This window comes from Desulfovibrio mangrovi (assembly GCF_026230175.1).
GTDB lineage: Bacteria > Desulfobacterota > Desulfovibrionia > Desulfovibrionales > Desulfovibrionaceae > Halodesulfovibrio > Halodesulfovibrio mangrovi.
On record NZ_CP104208.1, the window covers coordinates 3,350,995 to 3,366,628 of the forward strand.

The following is a 15,634-nucleotide window of genomic DNA, read 5'->3' on the forward strand; positions in this document are numbered from 1 at the left end:
ACGGAACAAACATGGCGGATGAGAAAACTTGGGTTGTCTATCTGGTGCGTTGTGCCGACATGTCGCTCTATTGCGGCATAACCACCGATCTGGAACGACGCCTTGACGAGCACAATAGCGGCAAGGGAGCAAAATACACCCGCTCCCGTACGCCGGTAAAACTGGTCGCCAGCGCCTTGTTTCCGGACCGGAGCAGCGCCTCACGGATGGAGTATCGTGTAAAACAGCAGCCCTCCGGGCGAAAAATCGACTTTCTGGCACGGCATGCCGGAGCCGATTCGTCCTCAGCGCTGCCAATGACTGCCGAGATCGCATAAGGAAGACACAATGGAAGGCTTTTCGTTTGAAGGTGTGGAACTGTCGCAGGAAGTGCTCAAGTCCATCGAGGACATGGGGTTTGAAGAAGCATCTCCCATTCAGGCTCTGGCTATCCCGCCCATCCTGCAGGGCAAGGACATAATCGGACAGGCTCAGACCGGTACCGGCAAGACCGCCGCATTCGGTATTCCCATTCTTGAGCGCATCAATCCCCGTGATCGCGACGTGCAGGCTATTGTGCTGTGCCCCACCCGTGAGCTGGCCATTCAGGTATCCGAAGAAATTTCCAACCTTGCCAAGCGCATGCGCGGCGTGAGCGTGCTGCCCGTATACGGCGGCCAGCCCATCGACCGTCAGTTCAAGGCGCTCAAGCGTGGTGCGCAGGTTCTGGTGGGCACGCCCGGCCGTGTCATGGACCACATGGAACGCGGCACCATCGCGCTGGACAAGGTGCTCATGGCCGTGCTGGACGAGGCGGACGAAATGCTCGACATGGGCTTCCGCGACGACATCGAGTTCATCCTTGAAAAGGTGCCCTCAACCGTTCAGACCGTATTTTTCTCCGCCACCATGCCGCCGGAAATCCTGCAGCTGGCCAAGCGTTTCCTCAAGGAGCCCGAGTTCCTCAAGGTGACCCAGAAGGTGCTCACCGTTCCCAGCATTGAGCAGATTTACTACGAGGTGCGTCCCTTCCAGAAGATGGATGCCCTGTGCCGCGTGCTGGACGTGTACAACCCCAAGCTGACCGTGGTCTTCTGTTCCACCAAGCGCGGCGTTGACGAGCTGACCGCCAACCTGCAGGCCCGCGGCTATCAGGCCGACGGTCTGCACGGCAACCTGAACCAGACCCAGCGCGACCGCGTCATGAACCGCTTCCGCAAGGGCGGCATCGAAATTCTCGTGGCCACGGACGTGGCTGCACGCGGTATCGACGTGGAAAACGTGGAGGCCGTGGTCAACTTTGATATTCCCAACGACGTGGAATACTACGTGCACCGCATCGGCCGTACGGGCCGTGCTGGCCGCACCGGCCGCGCCTTCACTTTCGTTTCCCCCAAGGAATTCTGGAAGCTGCGCGACATCAAGCGCTACACCAAGGCGCGCATCGTCCAGCATCAGATTCCTTCCATCGAGGAAGTGGAAACCGCCAAGTCCGGCCAGCTGCTTGCCGAAATCCGTTCGCAGATCCAGACCGGCAACCTTGAGCGTTACATCTCCACCGTGGAGAACTTCATCGAGAGCGAATTCAACGGCGATCTCACCACCATGGAGATGGCTGCCGCCCTGCTGCGCATCATGATGAAGCGCGACCTCGGCGATGCCGTGCCGGACGAAACCGGTGGCTTCGGAGATACCGGTGCTCAGGTGGGGATGGTGCGCCTGTTCATGAACGTGGGCCGCAAGATGCGTATCGGCGCACGCGACATCGTGGGTGCCATTGCCGGCGAAACCGGCCTGCCCGGCAAGATGATCGGCAACATCGACATCTATGACCGCTTCACATTTGTGGAAGTGCCGCAGGATTACGCACAGGAAGTGCTCGGCGTCATGAACGGCAACCAGATTCGCGGCTACCGCCTCTTCGTGGAGCCCGCCAGCCGCAAGTAACGGCTGATTGCCATACGACAGCATATGAAAGGCCGCCCGAAGGGGCGGCCTTTATTGTTGTATAGCCTCCGGCGGGGAGGGCTCAACCCTCCACCAGGCAGCAAGCACTGCCTCATGCATTTGTGTCAGGCGGGAGACTTCTTGTTCCACTCACAATTAGCGGCTTCTCAGCGTTAAGCCCGCAGCCTCTCAATAGTTGGATTTCTCCATTACTACTGGTGAGGGGTAGCATTATTTCCGGATAATAATGAACTGTTCGTTGCCGCTGTCGTGCTTCTGGCCGAAAATCTTGATGTGATAGATGCGCAGTTCGTCATCGCCTTCAGGACGGATGACGATATTTCGCGCCATCTTGCCGATGAACGCCTCGTGCCACTGCTTGCGCTTTTTAATGTCCACACGCTCTGCGAACTGGTCATCGGCATAAAAGTGGACCACGGCGTCGTGCCTGTCGCCTATGTTGTCATCTGCCAGAAACAGGATGTAATCAACGCTGGCCAGCGCCTTCAGCGGCAGGATGATGCGGGTGTCCGATCCTCCGCAACGGCTGCCGCCGATGCAGATAGGCTTCTGCGGAATGATCTCCATGATCATGCCCGCAGCCAGATCCTTCTTGCGCTGCTCCTCACGCATGGTCGCTTCAGCCGCTGCAACGCGGGCGCGGCGCTCATCCTCCAGTCTTTGCTGTTCAAGGTCCAGCTTGGCCTGTTTTTCCCGTGCTTCCATCTGCTGCTGGGAAGACAGCCCCTGCCATTCCTCGTCTGTCATGCCGAGCGGGTTGCGGACGCAGGCGCACAGCAGGGCAGCCAAGGCTGCGAAAAGGATGAAACGGATAAATGGCATGACGGGCCTCCTGATTGTCAGGGTCTTCACGGCTTATAAGGGACAGATGCGCGGGGCGCAGCAGGCATAACAAAGAGACCCACTGTAAATACAATGGAAAACGTATAACGTGCAAGCGGCCGCCAACGGCGAGGTGTTCTCCGTTGGCGGCCGCGTTATGCCTTATTCATTCAGCGTCTGGTATCTGCAGCTGGCCGTTATTCCTGCACCCACAAATCCACGAGCTGGAATGTGGTCACGTCCACCAGTCCCTTATCGGTAAGTTTCAGGGCAGGAATGACAGGTAGGGCAAGGAAGGAGAGCGCGGCAAAGGGGCTGCCGAGCTTGTAGCCAAGGGTGCCGAGGGCGTCGTTGATGGCCTGCAGGCCGTCCAGAACGTCCTGCACGGGGGCGTCGCTCATGAGTCCTGCAATGGGCAGGGGCAGAGAGGCCAGCACCTTGCCATCGTGGGCCACCGCAAGGCCGCCGCCGATGCGTACGACTTCTCGCGTGGCAACGATCATGTCTGCATCGGACATGCCGCCCACGATGAGGTTGTGGGAGTCATGCGCCACGGAACCGGCAAGGGCACCGGCCTTGAGGCCGAGACCGGTCACGAAGCCGAGCCCCACGTTGCCGGTGGCGTTGTGGCGTTCGAACACGGCCAGCTTGGCCAGATCGCGGGTTGGGTCGGCAACTGCCTCGCCGTTGGCGATTCTTGGTTCCAGATGCTGGTCTTCCGTAATGATCTGGCCCGGAATGATGCCGATGGCGCGCAGCTTCCCCGTGTGTTCGGGAATGCGCAGGTCGTCCTCGGTCAGGCTCTTCACGTGCATGGTGTTGCCGGAGAAGGGCGCGGAGGCGGCAAAGCTGCTTTCCACCACGCGCTTGCCGTTCAGGTAGCAGTCCGCAATGGCAAAACTCTTCAGGTCGTCCAGCAGTACGAAGTCCGCGCGATAGCCGGGGGCCACTGCGCCGCGGCGGTACAGGCCGAAGTAGCGGGCGGTGTTTATGGTGGCCATCTGCACGGCGCGTACGGGGTGCAGACCTTCCGCCATGGCCTTGCGCAGAATGTCGTCCATGTGGCCGTTGGCCACAAGGTCGTTCACCAGCCTGTCGTCACAGACGAAGGAGGTGCGCTGGCTGTTGAAGTCGTTCAGCACGGCCATGAGCTCGTGCATGTTATGTTCCTGCGAGCCTTCGCGCACCATGAGGTGCATGCCCTTGCGCAGTTTCTCGCGGGCTTCCTCGATTGTGGAGGTTTCATGGTCGCTGGCGGGACCGCCGATGACGTAGGCATTCAGATCCTTGCCCTGCAGCAGCGGTGCGTGGCCGTCGATGACGCGGCCGCGGGCGGCTTCCAGCTTGGCGATTACGCCGGAGTCGCGGAACAGCACGCCGGGGTAGTTCATCATCTCCGCAAGGCCGAGAATGCGCTCGGGATAGCGGTCAAGAAAATCGCGTACATGCACGTCCGTCAGCACTGCGCCGGAGGTCTCCATGTGTGTCGCGGGCACGCACGAGGGCATCATCACGAAGACGGAAAGCGGCAGATTCTCGCTTGCCGCCAGCATGTATTCAATGCCTTCCGTGCCCATGACGTTGGCTATCTCGTGCGGGTCGCAGACGACGGCGGCGGTGCCGTGTGCTGCGGCGGCCTCGGCAAAACGGGGTGGCGAGAGCAGCGTGGATTCGATGTGGATATGGCCGTCGATGAGGCCGGGCACGCAGAAGCGTCCGCCAGCGTCCACAACGGTCTTGGCTTCGTATTCCTCAAAGCCGATGATCACGCCGTCGCGCACCGCGATATGGGCGGGGTGGATTTCGCCGGAAAGCACGTTCACCAGCTGGACGTTGCGTACCAGCAGGTCGGCTGGTTCTTCGCCGCGTGCGGCGGCAATGAGCGTATTGAGTTCAGTCATGATCAGCCCTCCCGGCTGAAGGGGATGCCGAGCGCAGCCGGAGCGGCCCCGCGTCCCTGTGTACGATCAAGGCGCATCACCACGATGAGCACCAGTATTGTTGCAAGATAGGGGAACATGCGCAGCACGTTCACGGGGATGAGTTCCACGCCCGTGGCCTGGAAGAAGAACTGCAGCGCGGTCAGGCCGCCGAAGAGCAGTGCGCCGAGAAAGGCGCGGAAGGGGTACCAAGTGGCGAAGATGACCATGGCGATGGCGATCCAGCCTTGGCCCATGGTCATGTTTTCCTTCCAGCCCGGGGTGTAGGCCAGCGAGAGATATGCGCCGCCAAGGCCCGCCATGCAGCCGCCGAAGACCGTGCAGCCGTAGCGGATGGCGGCCACGTTCACGCCCACGGCGTCGGCGGAGGCGGCATCTTCGCCCACGGCGCGGATCTTCAGACCCAGACGGGTACGGAAGAGCAGCCATGCGCCCAGCGGTACGAGGATGTAGGCAAGGTAGACCAGCGGCGTCTGCTTGAAGAATATGTTGCCGATGACCGGAATGTCGCTGAGATACGGTACCACGTAGACCTTCATGCGTAGCGCGGCCTTGCCGATGTATGCGCGGCCGAGAAAGCTGGAAAGCCCCGCGCCAAGAATGGTCAGCGCAAGGCCGGAAAGGGTCTGGTTCACGCGCAGGGTAATGGCGAAAAAGGCGTGCAGCAGGGCCAGCAGACCGCCCACGGCCATGCCGCCGAGCGTGGCCAGCACGGGGTTGCCGGTGGCGGAACCCGCAGCCACACCGGCCAGTGCGCCCATGAGCATCATGCCTTCCACGCCGAGGTTCAGCACGCCGCTGCGTTCAGCGTAGATTTCGCCCAAGGCGGCGAAGCAGACCGCCACGGAGGATTTCATGGCGATTTTGGCGATGAAGGTAATGTCGTCGAGCATCTAGGTGTCCTTATTGGGAGTGTGTAGTGAGTGGGGCTTGGTGGGGCCTTTCACCGACTACAATAAGTCGTATCCAGTTATTTCTTTTGCCGCTTCAATACGGTTCCTACGCCGTCTTCTTGCTGGCCCATTTGATATGGTAGCGGCAGATGGTTTCGCTGAGCAGGAAGCCGAACAGTAACGCGCCTTCGAGGATGCGACTGATGGACGAGGGCAGCTGCATGGCGGTGGCAAGCTGTTCGCCGCCCACGATGAAGATGCCGAGCAGCAGGGCGCAGAAGGGGACCAGGCGCGGTTGCAGCGCGGCGAGGCAGGCAACGATGATGCCGTCGTAGCCGTAGCCGGAGGCGAACCCTTCCTGCAGGCGGTAATGGATGGCGGCGGCTTCGCCCATGCCTGCGAGACCGGCGAGCGCGCCGCTCATGGCCATGACCAGCAGGGTCTGGCGGGAAACGTTCAGGCCTGCGTAGGCTGCGGCCTTGGGGCCGTTGCCGATGATGCGGACAGAGAAGCCCCATTTGGAACGGGCGAGCAGGTAGTGGAAGGCGACCACCAGCAGTAGCGCGATGATCAGGCCAAGATGGATGCGGGTATCACCGAAGCGCGGCAGCATGGCCGTCGGGGGAAAGAGCGGTGTTCCGGGGAATCCCATGCCGTCCGGGTCTCGCCACGGGCCGAAATACAGATGTTCCATCGCGATGATGGCCACGTAGTTGAGCAGCAGGGTGGTGAGTATTTCACTCACGTTGCCCCATACCCGCAGATAGGCGGGAATGAGTGCCCACAGCGCCCCGCACAGGGCACCGCACAGAATGACGGCAGGCAGGAGCAGCGGCTGTGGTAAAACGGGGCCGAGATACATGACCGCACCCGCAGCGCCTATGCCGCCCATGACGAACTGGCCTTCGCAGCCGATGTTCCACAGCAGCATGGTGGCGCACAGGGCCACGGCAAGGCCGGTGAGCATGAGGGGAATGGCCTTGACCACCACTTCGGCAAGCCCGAAGCCGGAACCGAGCGCCCCCTTGAACATGGCCGCGTAGGCCGCAAACGGGTTGGCACCGTAACCGGCCATGACGATGGCTCCCGCCGCAAGGGCGGTGCCGAGCGCAATGGCGGCGGTGATCAGGCCCTGGTGTTTCAGGCGAGTATGACGTTTTTCAAGCAGCAGCATGATGTTTGCCTATGGTCTGCGAAGGTTAGCCTTGCACCGTGCCCGCCATGAGCAGGCCGATGCGTTCCACGCGTTCTGCGTCGCGCGTATCGATGATTTCCAGCAGCCTGCCCCGGAACATGACGCCGATGCGGTCGGACAGGGACAGGGCCTCCTTCAGGTCGCCGGTAACGATGAGCACGCCGGAGTGCTCGCGTTGCGCCAGAATGGCGGCCCACACGTCTTCCGTGGCCTTGATGTCCAACCCCTGCGTGGGCTGTTCGGCAATGAACAGGCCGGGATTGCGGGCCATTTCTCGTGCCAGAAGCAGCTTTTGCAGGTTGCCGCCGGACAGGGAGCCCGCCAGCGTGGCGGTGTCGTGCGTGACGATATTGAAGCGGCTGATGGCTTCGAGGGTTTCGTTCTCCATGCGGTCCGCATCCAGCCATGCGCCGTCACCTGCGGCTTCGCGGCGGGTCAGGAAGAAATTTTCGCGCAGCCCCATGCCCGCTATGCTGCCCACGTGGTGCCTGTCTTCCGGTACATAGGCGATGCCTCCGGCATTCTGGCGATCGCGTGATGCGTGCCACTCCCGCGCGGAATATTCGTGCCCCATGAAGGAGACGAAACCGCCGGTGGCAGGTGCCGTACCCGCAAGGGCTTCGGCAAGGGCTTCCTGCCCGTTGCCCGCCACGCCGACAATGGAAAGCACCTCGCCCTTGCGCACGGCAAAGCAGATGTCTTCAAAGGCGGTGCCGCTCAGGCCCTTGGCCTCGAACACGGCTTCGCCGATCGGCATCTCGGGCTTGTCCACGCGCAGCACCAGTTCACGGCCGACCATGAGGCGGGCCAGCTCCAGTTTGTTGTTGATCTTGCAGGGCTCGGTCTGGGCCACGATGCGACCCCGCCGGAGAATGGCGATGCGGTCTGCCGCGGTCAGCACTTCCTCCAGCTTGTGGGTGATGAACAGAATGCCGCGTCCGTCCGCCTTGAGCTTGCGGAAGACCTCGAACAGGCCTTCCACTTCGGGCTGGGCAAGCACGGCCGTGGGTTCGTCAAAGATGAGAATGCGGGCGTCCTGCACCAGCAACTTGAGTATTTCCACGCGCTGCCGTTCGCCCATGGAAAGGTCGCGGATGCGGGCCTTGGGATCCACGTGCAGGCCGTAGCGTTCCGCCAGTTCGGAGATGCGTGTGGTGACCGAGGCGAGGGTGTGCCTTTTTTTGTCCTTGATGTGTGCCGCATCGGCTGCAAGCAGGATGTTTTCCGCCACGGTGAGCGGGCCGATGAGCATGAAGCGCTGATAGACCATGCCGATGCCGCGTTGCAGTGCCTGCGCGGGTGAGGTGAAGCGCACGGGCAGGCCGTCCATCCGCAGTTCGCCTTCGTCCGGCCGGTAGCGGCCCGCGATGACGGACATGAGCGTGGACTTGCCTGCGCCGTTTTCGCCGAGAACGGCCACCACTTGTCCCGCATGCACGGCCAGATCAACGCCACTGTTGGCGAGCACGGGGCCGAAGCGCTTGGCAATGCCCACGCATTCCAGCAGGGGCAGGGCACGTTCCGGCGTTTCTGTGCAGGGCGGCTTCACGTTCTCGGCGGTCATGCTATGCGGTCTCCAGAACAGGCTTGGGCAGCACGCCCACGGAGTATACGGGGGCGGGCAGCAGGGGGGACTGTTCGCCCTCGACGGCAGCGCAGAAGATGGCGCTGATGACGGGAGGGGGCAGTTCCTTCAGGCGCATGACCTCTTCCAGCAGGTCGGCGAGGCTGAAAATCGTTCCCCCGGTGGACACCACGTCATCCAGCAGGATGAAACGTTTGCCGCGGGCCAGCAGGTTCATGTCGCGCTCGTACAGCGCAAGGAACTTGCCGCCGCTGGTGATGGAGGAGGCACCGATCTGCAGCACGGGGCGGCGTTCCGCTTCCATGTGCGGCTTCACGCGGTTGTAGGCCACGGCCATGGCTTCCAGTCCGAGCTCTTCGGCTACCACCTGCGCAAGTTGCAGGCCCTTTTCCACCACGGTGAGCAGCACCACGTCGGAGAGGTCGCCCACCACGTCGCGCACCTTTTTGGCCAACAGTACGCCGAGGTCGCGGTTCAGGCGCACCTGACCCACAAGGTTCAGCGAGGTGATCTTCAGCGTCTTGCCGTCCGCAGGCAGGCGCACCAGCGGCAGTTCCACCGCGTAGGGCAGGCCGGGTACTTCCCAGCGGAATTTTTCACCGGAATCGAGTCCCTGTAATACGTCCATGTGTTGTCTCCGTGCTGTCTCCAGCGGGTTTGGCTTTGACCGGCCACCGGTGAGGAGGGCATGCCCCCTGCTTCCTGCTCGGGGGCGATATTGGATAAAAAAAACTGTTACGCCGTGCATGCTGGCGGCAACGGGGGTGCCTTGCCGCCAATTAGCCCTGTATCGACTCGTCGGGCAGGGGAATGCTCCCCTGTCGTTTCAAAAAAACAAAACCTCCGGGCCGCTCGCGCGACCCGGAGAGTATACACGATTACGCCGCGCGGTGAAACCTATTGGGGAATGCTGCCGCTGACGCCTTCGATGAGGTACATCATGCCGAGCAGGTCGCCGTCGTTGGCCTGTGCGCCCGCAGGAATGGTTACCTTGCCGGACTGGTCGGTGATGGGACCTGCGAAGATGTGGTCCTCGCCCTTCTGCAGCTTTTCCATTTCGGCCTTTACCTTGGCCTGCACGTCGGCGGGTACGGACTTGCCGAAGGGCGCAAGGCGGACGCCGTCCTTGTCAAAGCCACCCCAGTATGCCTGCGCCTTCCAGCTGCCGTCGATGACGGACTTGACGGTGGCTACGTAGTAGGGACCCCAGTTGACCATGGTGGAGGTCAGCACGCAGTCTGCACCGTAAGAGGCTGCATCGGTGCCGTAGCCCACGGCAGGCACGCCCTGTGCGCAGGCGGCGAGGGAGCTTTCGGGGGTGTCGGCCATCTGACGGATGAGGTCATGGCCGCGGCCGGTCAGGGTTTCGGCAAGGGTGGTTTCCTTGATGGGGTCTTCCCATGCCTTCATCCAGACAACGGTGTTCAGCTTCTTGGGGTCAAAGTCCACGCCAGCTTCGGTCAGGCCCTTCTTCAGGCCGATGGTGAAGGCGTTGATGCCGCGGATGGGTTCCGGAATGGGGTGGGTTGCCACGGTGCCCACGTTCTTGAAGCCCATGAGGCCGGCGGTGTAGCCTGCAAGGTATTCAGCCTGATACAGGCGCACGAAATAGTTGCTCATGTTGGCGGCCATCTTGTAGCCGGAGCAATGCTCGAACTTGATCTTGGGGAATTCGGCTGCCACGCGCTCCATGGCGTCCATGTGCGGGAAGGAGTTGCCGAAGATGACGTCGTAACCCTGCTGGGCGTAGTTACGGATAACGCGCTCTGCGTCCTGCGGGCCCACGTTCTCGGTGATGGACAGTTCGATCTGGTCGCCGAGCTGTTCCTTCAGCATGTCGATGCCCTTGCTGTGGGCAGTGTTCCAGCCGCGGTCGTCAACCGTGCCGAGCAGGGCAAAGGCAACCTTGACCTTGGCGGCCTGAGCTAGGGAGGGAAGGGCGGCGCATGCAAGCAGGGCCGCAGCCATCAGAACGGTGAAAATACGCTTGCTCATGGGTATGCTCCTCAAAATCTCTGTAAAAGAGTGGGTAGGACCGGCAGGTCGGACCAATTCGCCCTTCCGGCGGCAAGGTTCTTTTTTCATCGCGGAGGGCACTTGTCAAACATTCACTGCCCGGCACAGCATTCTTTCGCGCATCCGGCTGCGTACGGGAATTATTTATGGTGATGTCTTTACAGGTCAGGTATGCAGTCGTAGATGATAGTGACGACTTACGTGCATGATATCTGTTTGCTGAGAAACGCCGCCTGTGCAAGCCGGATATGAAGGCGTTTTTCACCTGTGTGTCCAGTATGCGTGCAAGGAGATGCATCATGAAAAAGACTTACGTTTCCGGCAGATTGGGCTTGCTGCTCGCCATGAGCCTGCTTGCCTTTGCCGTTTTGTTTGCGGGTTGTGTGGCCCGTACGGCGAGCTGGAATGACCAGACTCGTACCGTGAGATTGTTTACCCCTGTGGTGGTGGAGATTCCGGCCGGGTTTGAGTTTGCCGGTTCACTGCGTACCCGCGTGGTGGGCTGGGGCGACATCGTGACCAGGGTGCCTGTGGATACCATGGCGTCGGAAGTGTTTACCGCGCCGGCTAAGGTTATGCTGACGCAACGCCTTATCAAGACCGACCGGTTTTATCATTTCCGTTTTCTTGGCGGAGAGAAGGCCGATGCCTGGGGGTACACCTGGCGCACGGCAGACTATGTGCTGGATACCACTGCGCCAGACGCAGAGTTTGCCCAGTATATCGCCTTCCTGAACGCGGCTGGGGTGAAGCTGCCTGCCAAGGCGCGCGTGCACATGCTTGACCGCCTGTCGGGTGATTTTGTGTTGATGCGCGTTGTGACCATCTCCTACGGTGCTGCTGCGGGCGACATGACGGGCCTTGAGCCCCTGCCGCCTTTCAGCAAGCTGTATGATCAGGAAAAACATGCTGAGCCTTTGAACGAACCTCGGATCATTATCTGACCCCGTTCCGTGTTCTAAGCGATACTGGCCGGATGTATGGCGGATAGATACCGCCCTGCATCCGGTCTTTTTTATGGCGTTTTGCTGTGCCGGACTGGAGTCTGCCTGCTGTTGCGAATGTGCTGGAGATTAGGGGGACAGGGTTTGCAGGCGTTAAGGGCAGGCGAAGTCTGCTGAAACGAGAAAAGCCCTTGCGCGTTGCGCAAGGGCTTTGTTCTCATGGTGCCTCGACACAGAGTTGAACTGCGGACACGGGGATTTTCAGTCCCCTGCTCTACCTACTGAGCTATCGAGGCAAGAAGGAAGCTCTATGTACAGGAAGCTCTTCAGCTTGGCAAGGAGTTTTTCCTCGTTTTTGTGATGGCTTCCGGTTGTGCAAATGGTGCCTCGACACAGAGTTGAACTGCGGACACGGGGATTTTCAGTCCCCTGCTCTACCTACTGAGCTATCGAGGCACAACGAGAGAGACTGTTTAGAGAATGTCTGGCGGATTGGCAAGTCTTTTTTTCGCGATCCAGCCGAAATGTCGAAAAAACCCTGTTCTGGAGGCCTGTTCAAGGGCTGTGAGGGGGGGCAGACATATGCCTGAGCTGCACCCTTGGAGCACTCCCCGGGGATTACTCAGCGGAGTTAACGATGGATTCAATTATGCCAACGGGCAGCAGGGTGCGTTTGGAGGCTTCTTCCACAGTCATGCCTGCGTCAAGGAAGCGGCGCACTACCAGTGGCATGGGCTCGGCCAGTTCCACCACGTAGCCGTCGGGATCTTTCACGCGGAAACAGCGTTGGCCCCATGGTTGCTCGACCACGTCATGAACCAGAGGGACTTCGTTTTGACGGAATGTGGCCCATGTCTCGTCCAGATCAGGCGTTTCAAAGTAGAGCTCGAATTGCTCAAGCGATTCGGCAGGCTGATACGCCAGCCGTTTGCTCTGTCCATGGAACATGGCGGAGGCGCTGCTTTCCTGCCAGATGGAAAACTTGCTTGTGTAGCTGACAAAGGCCTCGGCTACGCTGAATTCCACGTTCTGGCGCATCAGGTTTTCATAGAATGCCCGCGAGGCCGGAATGCTGCGGACGACAATGGCCGGTCCTTCGAAAGAAATGTGCATGAAGGTCACTCCTTGTTTGGATGGTGTGGAGTGTCCTGTTATCGCAGGTCGGGCATGTCGTATTGAATAAATGCGACATCGTTGTGTTCATTCTGGAGTTCCGTGGGAGTGGCTCCGAACAGGGTGCGCATTTCGCGGATAAGATGGGCCTGATCGGCAAAGCCGGTCTCGGCGGCAAGGTGGCACCAACGGGGCGTATCCGGTGCGCTGCGCAGCATATGCAGGGCATGGTGCAGCCGCATGATGCGGCAGAATTGCTTGGGAGAAAGCCCCACGTGTCTGGCAAAGCAGCGTTCCAGATGGCGGGGGCTGACACCGAGCCGCATGGCTACGGACCCTACGCCGAGAGAGCCGTGTGACTGGGCAAAGGCGGCAACTGCCGCATGGGCCAGCGGCGGGGAGCTTTTCACGCCTGCAAGGCGGTGCAGCAGCGCCTGTTCCATGTGGCGGATAACTGCCTGCATACCGTGGGGGGCTGCAAGCAGGGTGTCCTCCAGTCTCGCGGAAAGATCGGGCATGACGTCGCAGATATTCAGTCTGAGGCCCGTTGTCTCCTGAACGTGGATGTCGAGAAAGGCTCCGGTACCCGCAGGGCGGAAGCGTATGCCGAACACCGCGCCGGGAGCGGCAAAGCCTATGACGGCGCTCCGCTGCATGATGCCCGTAAGAAACACGCCCGGGGCGGACGGCTGCATGCCGACGGGGGCGAGAATGCCGTGCGGATCGAACACCGCATCCAGACAGCCGTCCGGCACCACGCGGACGCGGGTGGCATCCCGACTGTCGGCATCGGCCCGCATGGACCAGTAGCAGAGCACATAGGGCGCAAGCTGCCGACAGGGCGCATACTGCCGGTAGCGCTGATCAGGGCCTGCGCGGAGGGCGCGGCTGGCTGGGGTGGGGTCGGGCAAGGCAGGCATGGACCTCTCGTTTTGAGCCGGAAGCCGGGGTGGCTTGTTGCGGCAGGAAGTTTCTGTTCAAGGCTGGCTCATATCAACGCAAGCAGCTGATTTCGGCAAGCAGAAAGGCCGCCCGAAGGCGGCCTTTGTGTATTCCGGAGTGGTCCGGCGCAGGGCCGGTGTGCGGCTATGCCGCGGAGATGCTGGCGATGATCTTTTCGCCTGCGGGGGAGTTGAGCACTTCCTTGAGTTTGGCAATGACCTGCGGTTCGTAATGGCTCTTCAGGCTATCCATGATCTTCAGGGCCTCGGGAACCGGCTTGGCAGGACGGTAGGAACGCGGGCGCACCAGCGCGCAGAAGGCGTTGGTCAGGCTCAGCACCTTGGCTGCCGCCATGATCTCGCCGTCCTTCAGGCCCTTAGGATAGCCGCTGCCGTCCAGACGTTCGTTCATCTGGTAAATGGCTTCCACCACGGGCAGGTCGAAGTCGATGTTCTTGAGTACGTCCCGTGCGTGCTCCACGTGGCGTTCCATCTGGGTCTTCTCTTCCTCGGTGAGCTGACCGGGCTTGTTCAGGATTTCCTGCGGCACGAACATTTTGCCCACCTGCGAGAGGTTGGCGGCGGCATCCACCGTGGCGAGTTCCTCTTCGCTCATGCCCAGTGCTTTGGCCACTTCCGCTGAAAGCGCGCAGAGCATGCGGGTGTGTCCGCCAAGGTAGGGGTCGGTGTGTTCAATGGTGCTAACCAGCGCTTCCACGGTCTGCTTGACCACACGCTTGTTCCGTTCCTGCGCTTCCACGGCTTCGGTCACATCGCGGAACACGGAAACAATGCCGTCGCACTTTTCCGCATCGCAGAACGGGGCCTTGGAAATCTGTACATGGTACTTGCGCGACTGCAGGAAGATGGTCTCGTTGATGGTGACTGACTGGCCTGAGAAGTGCACCAGTTCGTCGGATTTCTTCAGGCGGCGCGAGGTTTCAAAGCCGAAGATGGCGGCGTCGTCCAGTCCTACCATTTCATTGACGGGACGCCCCACGGCCTTTGCAAAGGCGGGGTTCACGTACAGATAGGTGCCGTCCGGCGACTTGAGTGCGATGAAGTCCGTTATGGTGTTGTTGACGGAGTCAAGCAGCAGACGCTGCTCGTTGATGGTATCCGCCAGCAGCTTGAACTTTTCCGCATCCTGCTTGTTTTCCACGCCGATGAGGAACCACCACAGGCTGCCGATGAGCAGGCCAAACGCCAGCGTGACCAGCACCGCAATAATGGTGATGGTCTGCGAATAGGTTGTCAGGGCTGCACGCGCCTGGGCGTAGTCGGCCTCCTGCACGATCCACCAGTCGATGGAGGGCAGCTTGTAGGCGCTGGAATAGGATTGTCCTTCGCCGTCAAGCGATGCGCGGGCCGCAAAGGGAATGTTCTTGGATTCGCCGAGATCCTGCGGCAGCAGGGAAAGCTTGCGCAGGCCTTCGGGCAGCCATGGGGCGACTTCCTCGAAGGTGTCGCCGGTACGCTGGATGAGGTGTGTGCGCAGGGCGTTGCCTCCCAGAGGCGACGTGGCGATGAATTCGCTTATCTTGCCGGAAACGATGCGGGAGAGCATGAGTACGGCAACGGGCGAGCCTTTACCCTCTTCGAACTGCGGAGGATAAATGGGCAGGAACATGTCCAGCAGCAGGCCGTTGCTCCCCATGCGGGCAGGGGCGAAGTGGGGGGCCTTGGCCGCCAGTGTGGCCTTTACGTAGTCTGCCTGCATCTGGGAGAGCGGCGTTGTAGCCGCATCCGTGGCAATGTAGGTCTGGCCGGATGTGTTGATGATGCGGCCGGATACGAATCCCGCGTAGCTGGCAAATTCCGAAAGCAGGCTGCGCATCATGGGCAGCTGCTGGGCCAGCAAGGCGCTGTCGTCGTCCTTGCCCGTGGGGGTGAGCATGGGGGCAAGGTCGCTGCCCAGTGCGTTCACCTCTGAGGCAAAAAGCCGGAACATGTCTGCATTGATGAGCCTGTCGCCCTGTTCCGCAAGGCTGGCAAGCCACGTTTCCACCACTTCGGAACGGCTGTGCGAAAGCAGTTCCTGCTGGCGTGCAAGGGTGGTGACCAGTTCCTTTTCCTTGCTGTTGATGCTGATCATTGAAAGCGTTACGGACGCCACAATGGTCATGGCGAGAAGACATGCGCCGAAGAGGATTATCTTTCCTCTCTTGGCGTTGCCGGTCGCGTGTGCTGGTGATTTGGATTCTGCCATAGTCAACTCCGGAATAGTGTTTTCACGGC

General features: G+C 60.7%; 13 protein-coding genes and 2 tRNA genes. 3 read left to right on the forward strand and 12 right to left on the reverse strand.

Annotated elements, in window-relative coordinates; translation table 11 throughout:
• Positions 1-11 precede the first annotated feature (11 nt).
• Both N1030_RS15005 and N1030_RS15010 read left to right on the forward strand, forming a co-directional pair.
• Positions 12-317 carry a GIY-YIG nuclease family protein gene (locus N1030_RS15005; RefSeq protein ID WP_265826313.1) on the forward strand — a complete coding sequence of 102 codons (306 nt, stop codon included), beginning with the start codon at positions 12-14 and terminating at the stop codon, positions 315-317.
• A 10-nt stretch (positions 318-327) separates the two neighbouring features.
• Positions 328-1,926, forward strand: coding sequence for a DEAD/DEAH box helicase (locus N1030_RS15010; protein ID WP_265826314.1), 1,599 nt, complete (start codon positions 328-330; stop codon positions 1,924-1,926).
• A gap of 231 nt (positions 1,927-2,157) precedes the next feature.
• Here the strand turns inward: N1030_RS15010 and N1030_RS15015 are convergent, their stop codons facing one another.
• The 7 genes from N1030_RS15015 to N1030_RS15045 form a co-directional block, all read right to left on the reverse strand.
• Positions 2,158-2,769: a hypothetical protein gene (locus N1030_RS15015; protein ID WP_265826315.1), complete on the reverse strand. Its 612-nt coding sequence runs from the start codon at positions 2,767-2,769 to the stop codon at positions 2,158-2,160.
• A 197-nt stretch (positions 2,770-2,966) separates the two neighbouring features.
• Positions 2,967-4,670: an adenine deaminase gene (gene ade / locus N1030_RS15020; RefSeq protein WP_265826316.1), complete on the reverse strand. Its 1,704-nt coding sequence runs from the start codon at positions 4,668-4,670 to the stop codon at positions 2,967-2,969.
• A 2-nt stretch (positions 4,671-4,672) separates the two neighbouring features.
• A complete protein-coding gene (locus tag N1030_RS15025; RefSeq protein WP_265826317.1) occupies positions 4,673-5,602 on the reverse strand; it encodes an ABC transporter permease in 930 nt (309 codons plus the stop codon).
• 106 nt (positions 5,603-5,708) lie between these two features.
• The gene (locus tag N1030_RS15030) at positions 5,709-6,776 is read right to left on the reverse strand and encodes an ABC transporter permease (protein WP_265826318.1); all 1,068 of its coding nucleotides are present in this window, start codon (positions 6,774-6,776) and stop codon (positions 5,709-5,711) included.
• A gap of 25 nt (positions 6,777-6,801) precedes the next feature.
• Positions 6,802-8,361: an ABC transporter ATP-binding protein gene (locus N1030_RS15035; RefSeq protein WP_265826320.1), complete on the reverse strand. Its 1,560-nt coding sequence runs from the start codon at positions 8,359-8,361 to the stop codon at positions 6,802-6,804.
• Between the two features lies 1 nt (position 8,362).
• Complete coding sequence (locus N1030_RS15040) at positions 8,363-9,010, reverse strand: phosphoribosyltransferase family protein (protein WP_265826321.1); 648 nt, start codon at positions 9,008-9,010, stop codon at positions 8,363-8,365.
• Between the two features lie 269 nt (positions 9,011-9,279).
• A complete protein-coding gene (locus N1030_RS15045) occupies positions 9,280-10,377 on the reverse strand; it encodes a BMP family ABC transporter substrate-binding protein (protein WP_265826322.1) in 1,098 nt (365 codons plus the stop codon).
• Positions 10,378-10,697: 320 nt separating this feature from the next.
• Between N1030_RS15045 and N1030_RS15050 the strand changes: the two genes are divergently transcribed.
• Complete coding sequence (locus N1030_RS15050; RefSeq protein WP_265826323.1) at positions 10,698-11,342, forward strand: hypothetical protein; 645 nt, start codon at positions 10,698-10,700, stop codon at positions 11,340-11,342.
• 220 nt (positions 11,343-11,562) lie between these two features.
• Here the strand turns inward: N1030_RS15050 and N1030_RS15055 are convergent.
• From N1030_RS15055 to N1030_RS15075, 5 genes are all read right to left on the reverse strand, one after another.
• Positions 11,563-11,638 (reverse strand) — tRNA-Phe (locus N1030_RS15055).
• An 84-nt stretch (positions 11,639-11,722) separates the two neighbouring features.
• Positions 11,723-11,798 (reverse strand) — tRNA-Phe (locus N1030_RS15060).
• Between the two features lie 162 nt (positions 11,799-11,960).
• Positions 11,961-12,455 (reverse strand): VOC family protein, encoded by a 495-nt coding sequence (locus tag N1030_RS15065; protein WP_265826324.1) that lies wholly within the window; start codon positions 12,453-12,455, stop codon positions 11,961-11,963.
• 38 nt (positions 12,456-12,493) lie between these two features.
• The gene (locus N1030_RS15070) at positions 12,494-13,375 is read right to left on the reverse strand and encodes an AraC family transcriptional regulator (protein ID WP_265826325.1); all 882 of its coding nucleotides are present in this window, start codon (positions 13,373-13,375) and stop codon (positions 12,494-12,496) included.
• Between the two features lie 166 nt (positions 13,376-13,541).
• A complete protein-coding gene (locus tag N1030_RS15075) occupies positions 13,542-15,605 on the reverse strand; it encodes an HD domain-containing phosphohydrolase (protein ID WP_265826326.1) in 2,064 nt (687 codons plus the stop codon).
• Positions 15,606-15,634: the final 29 nt, after the last annotated feature.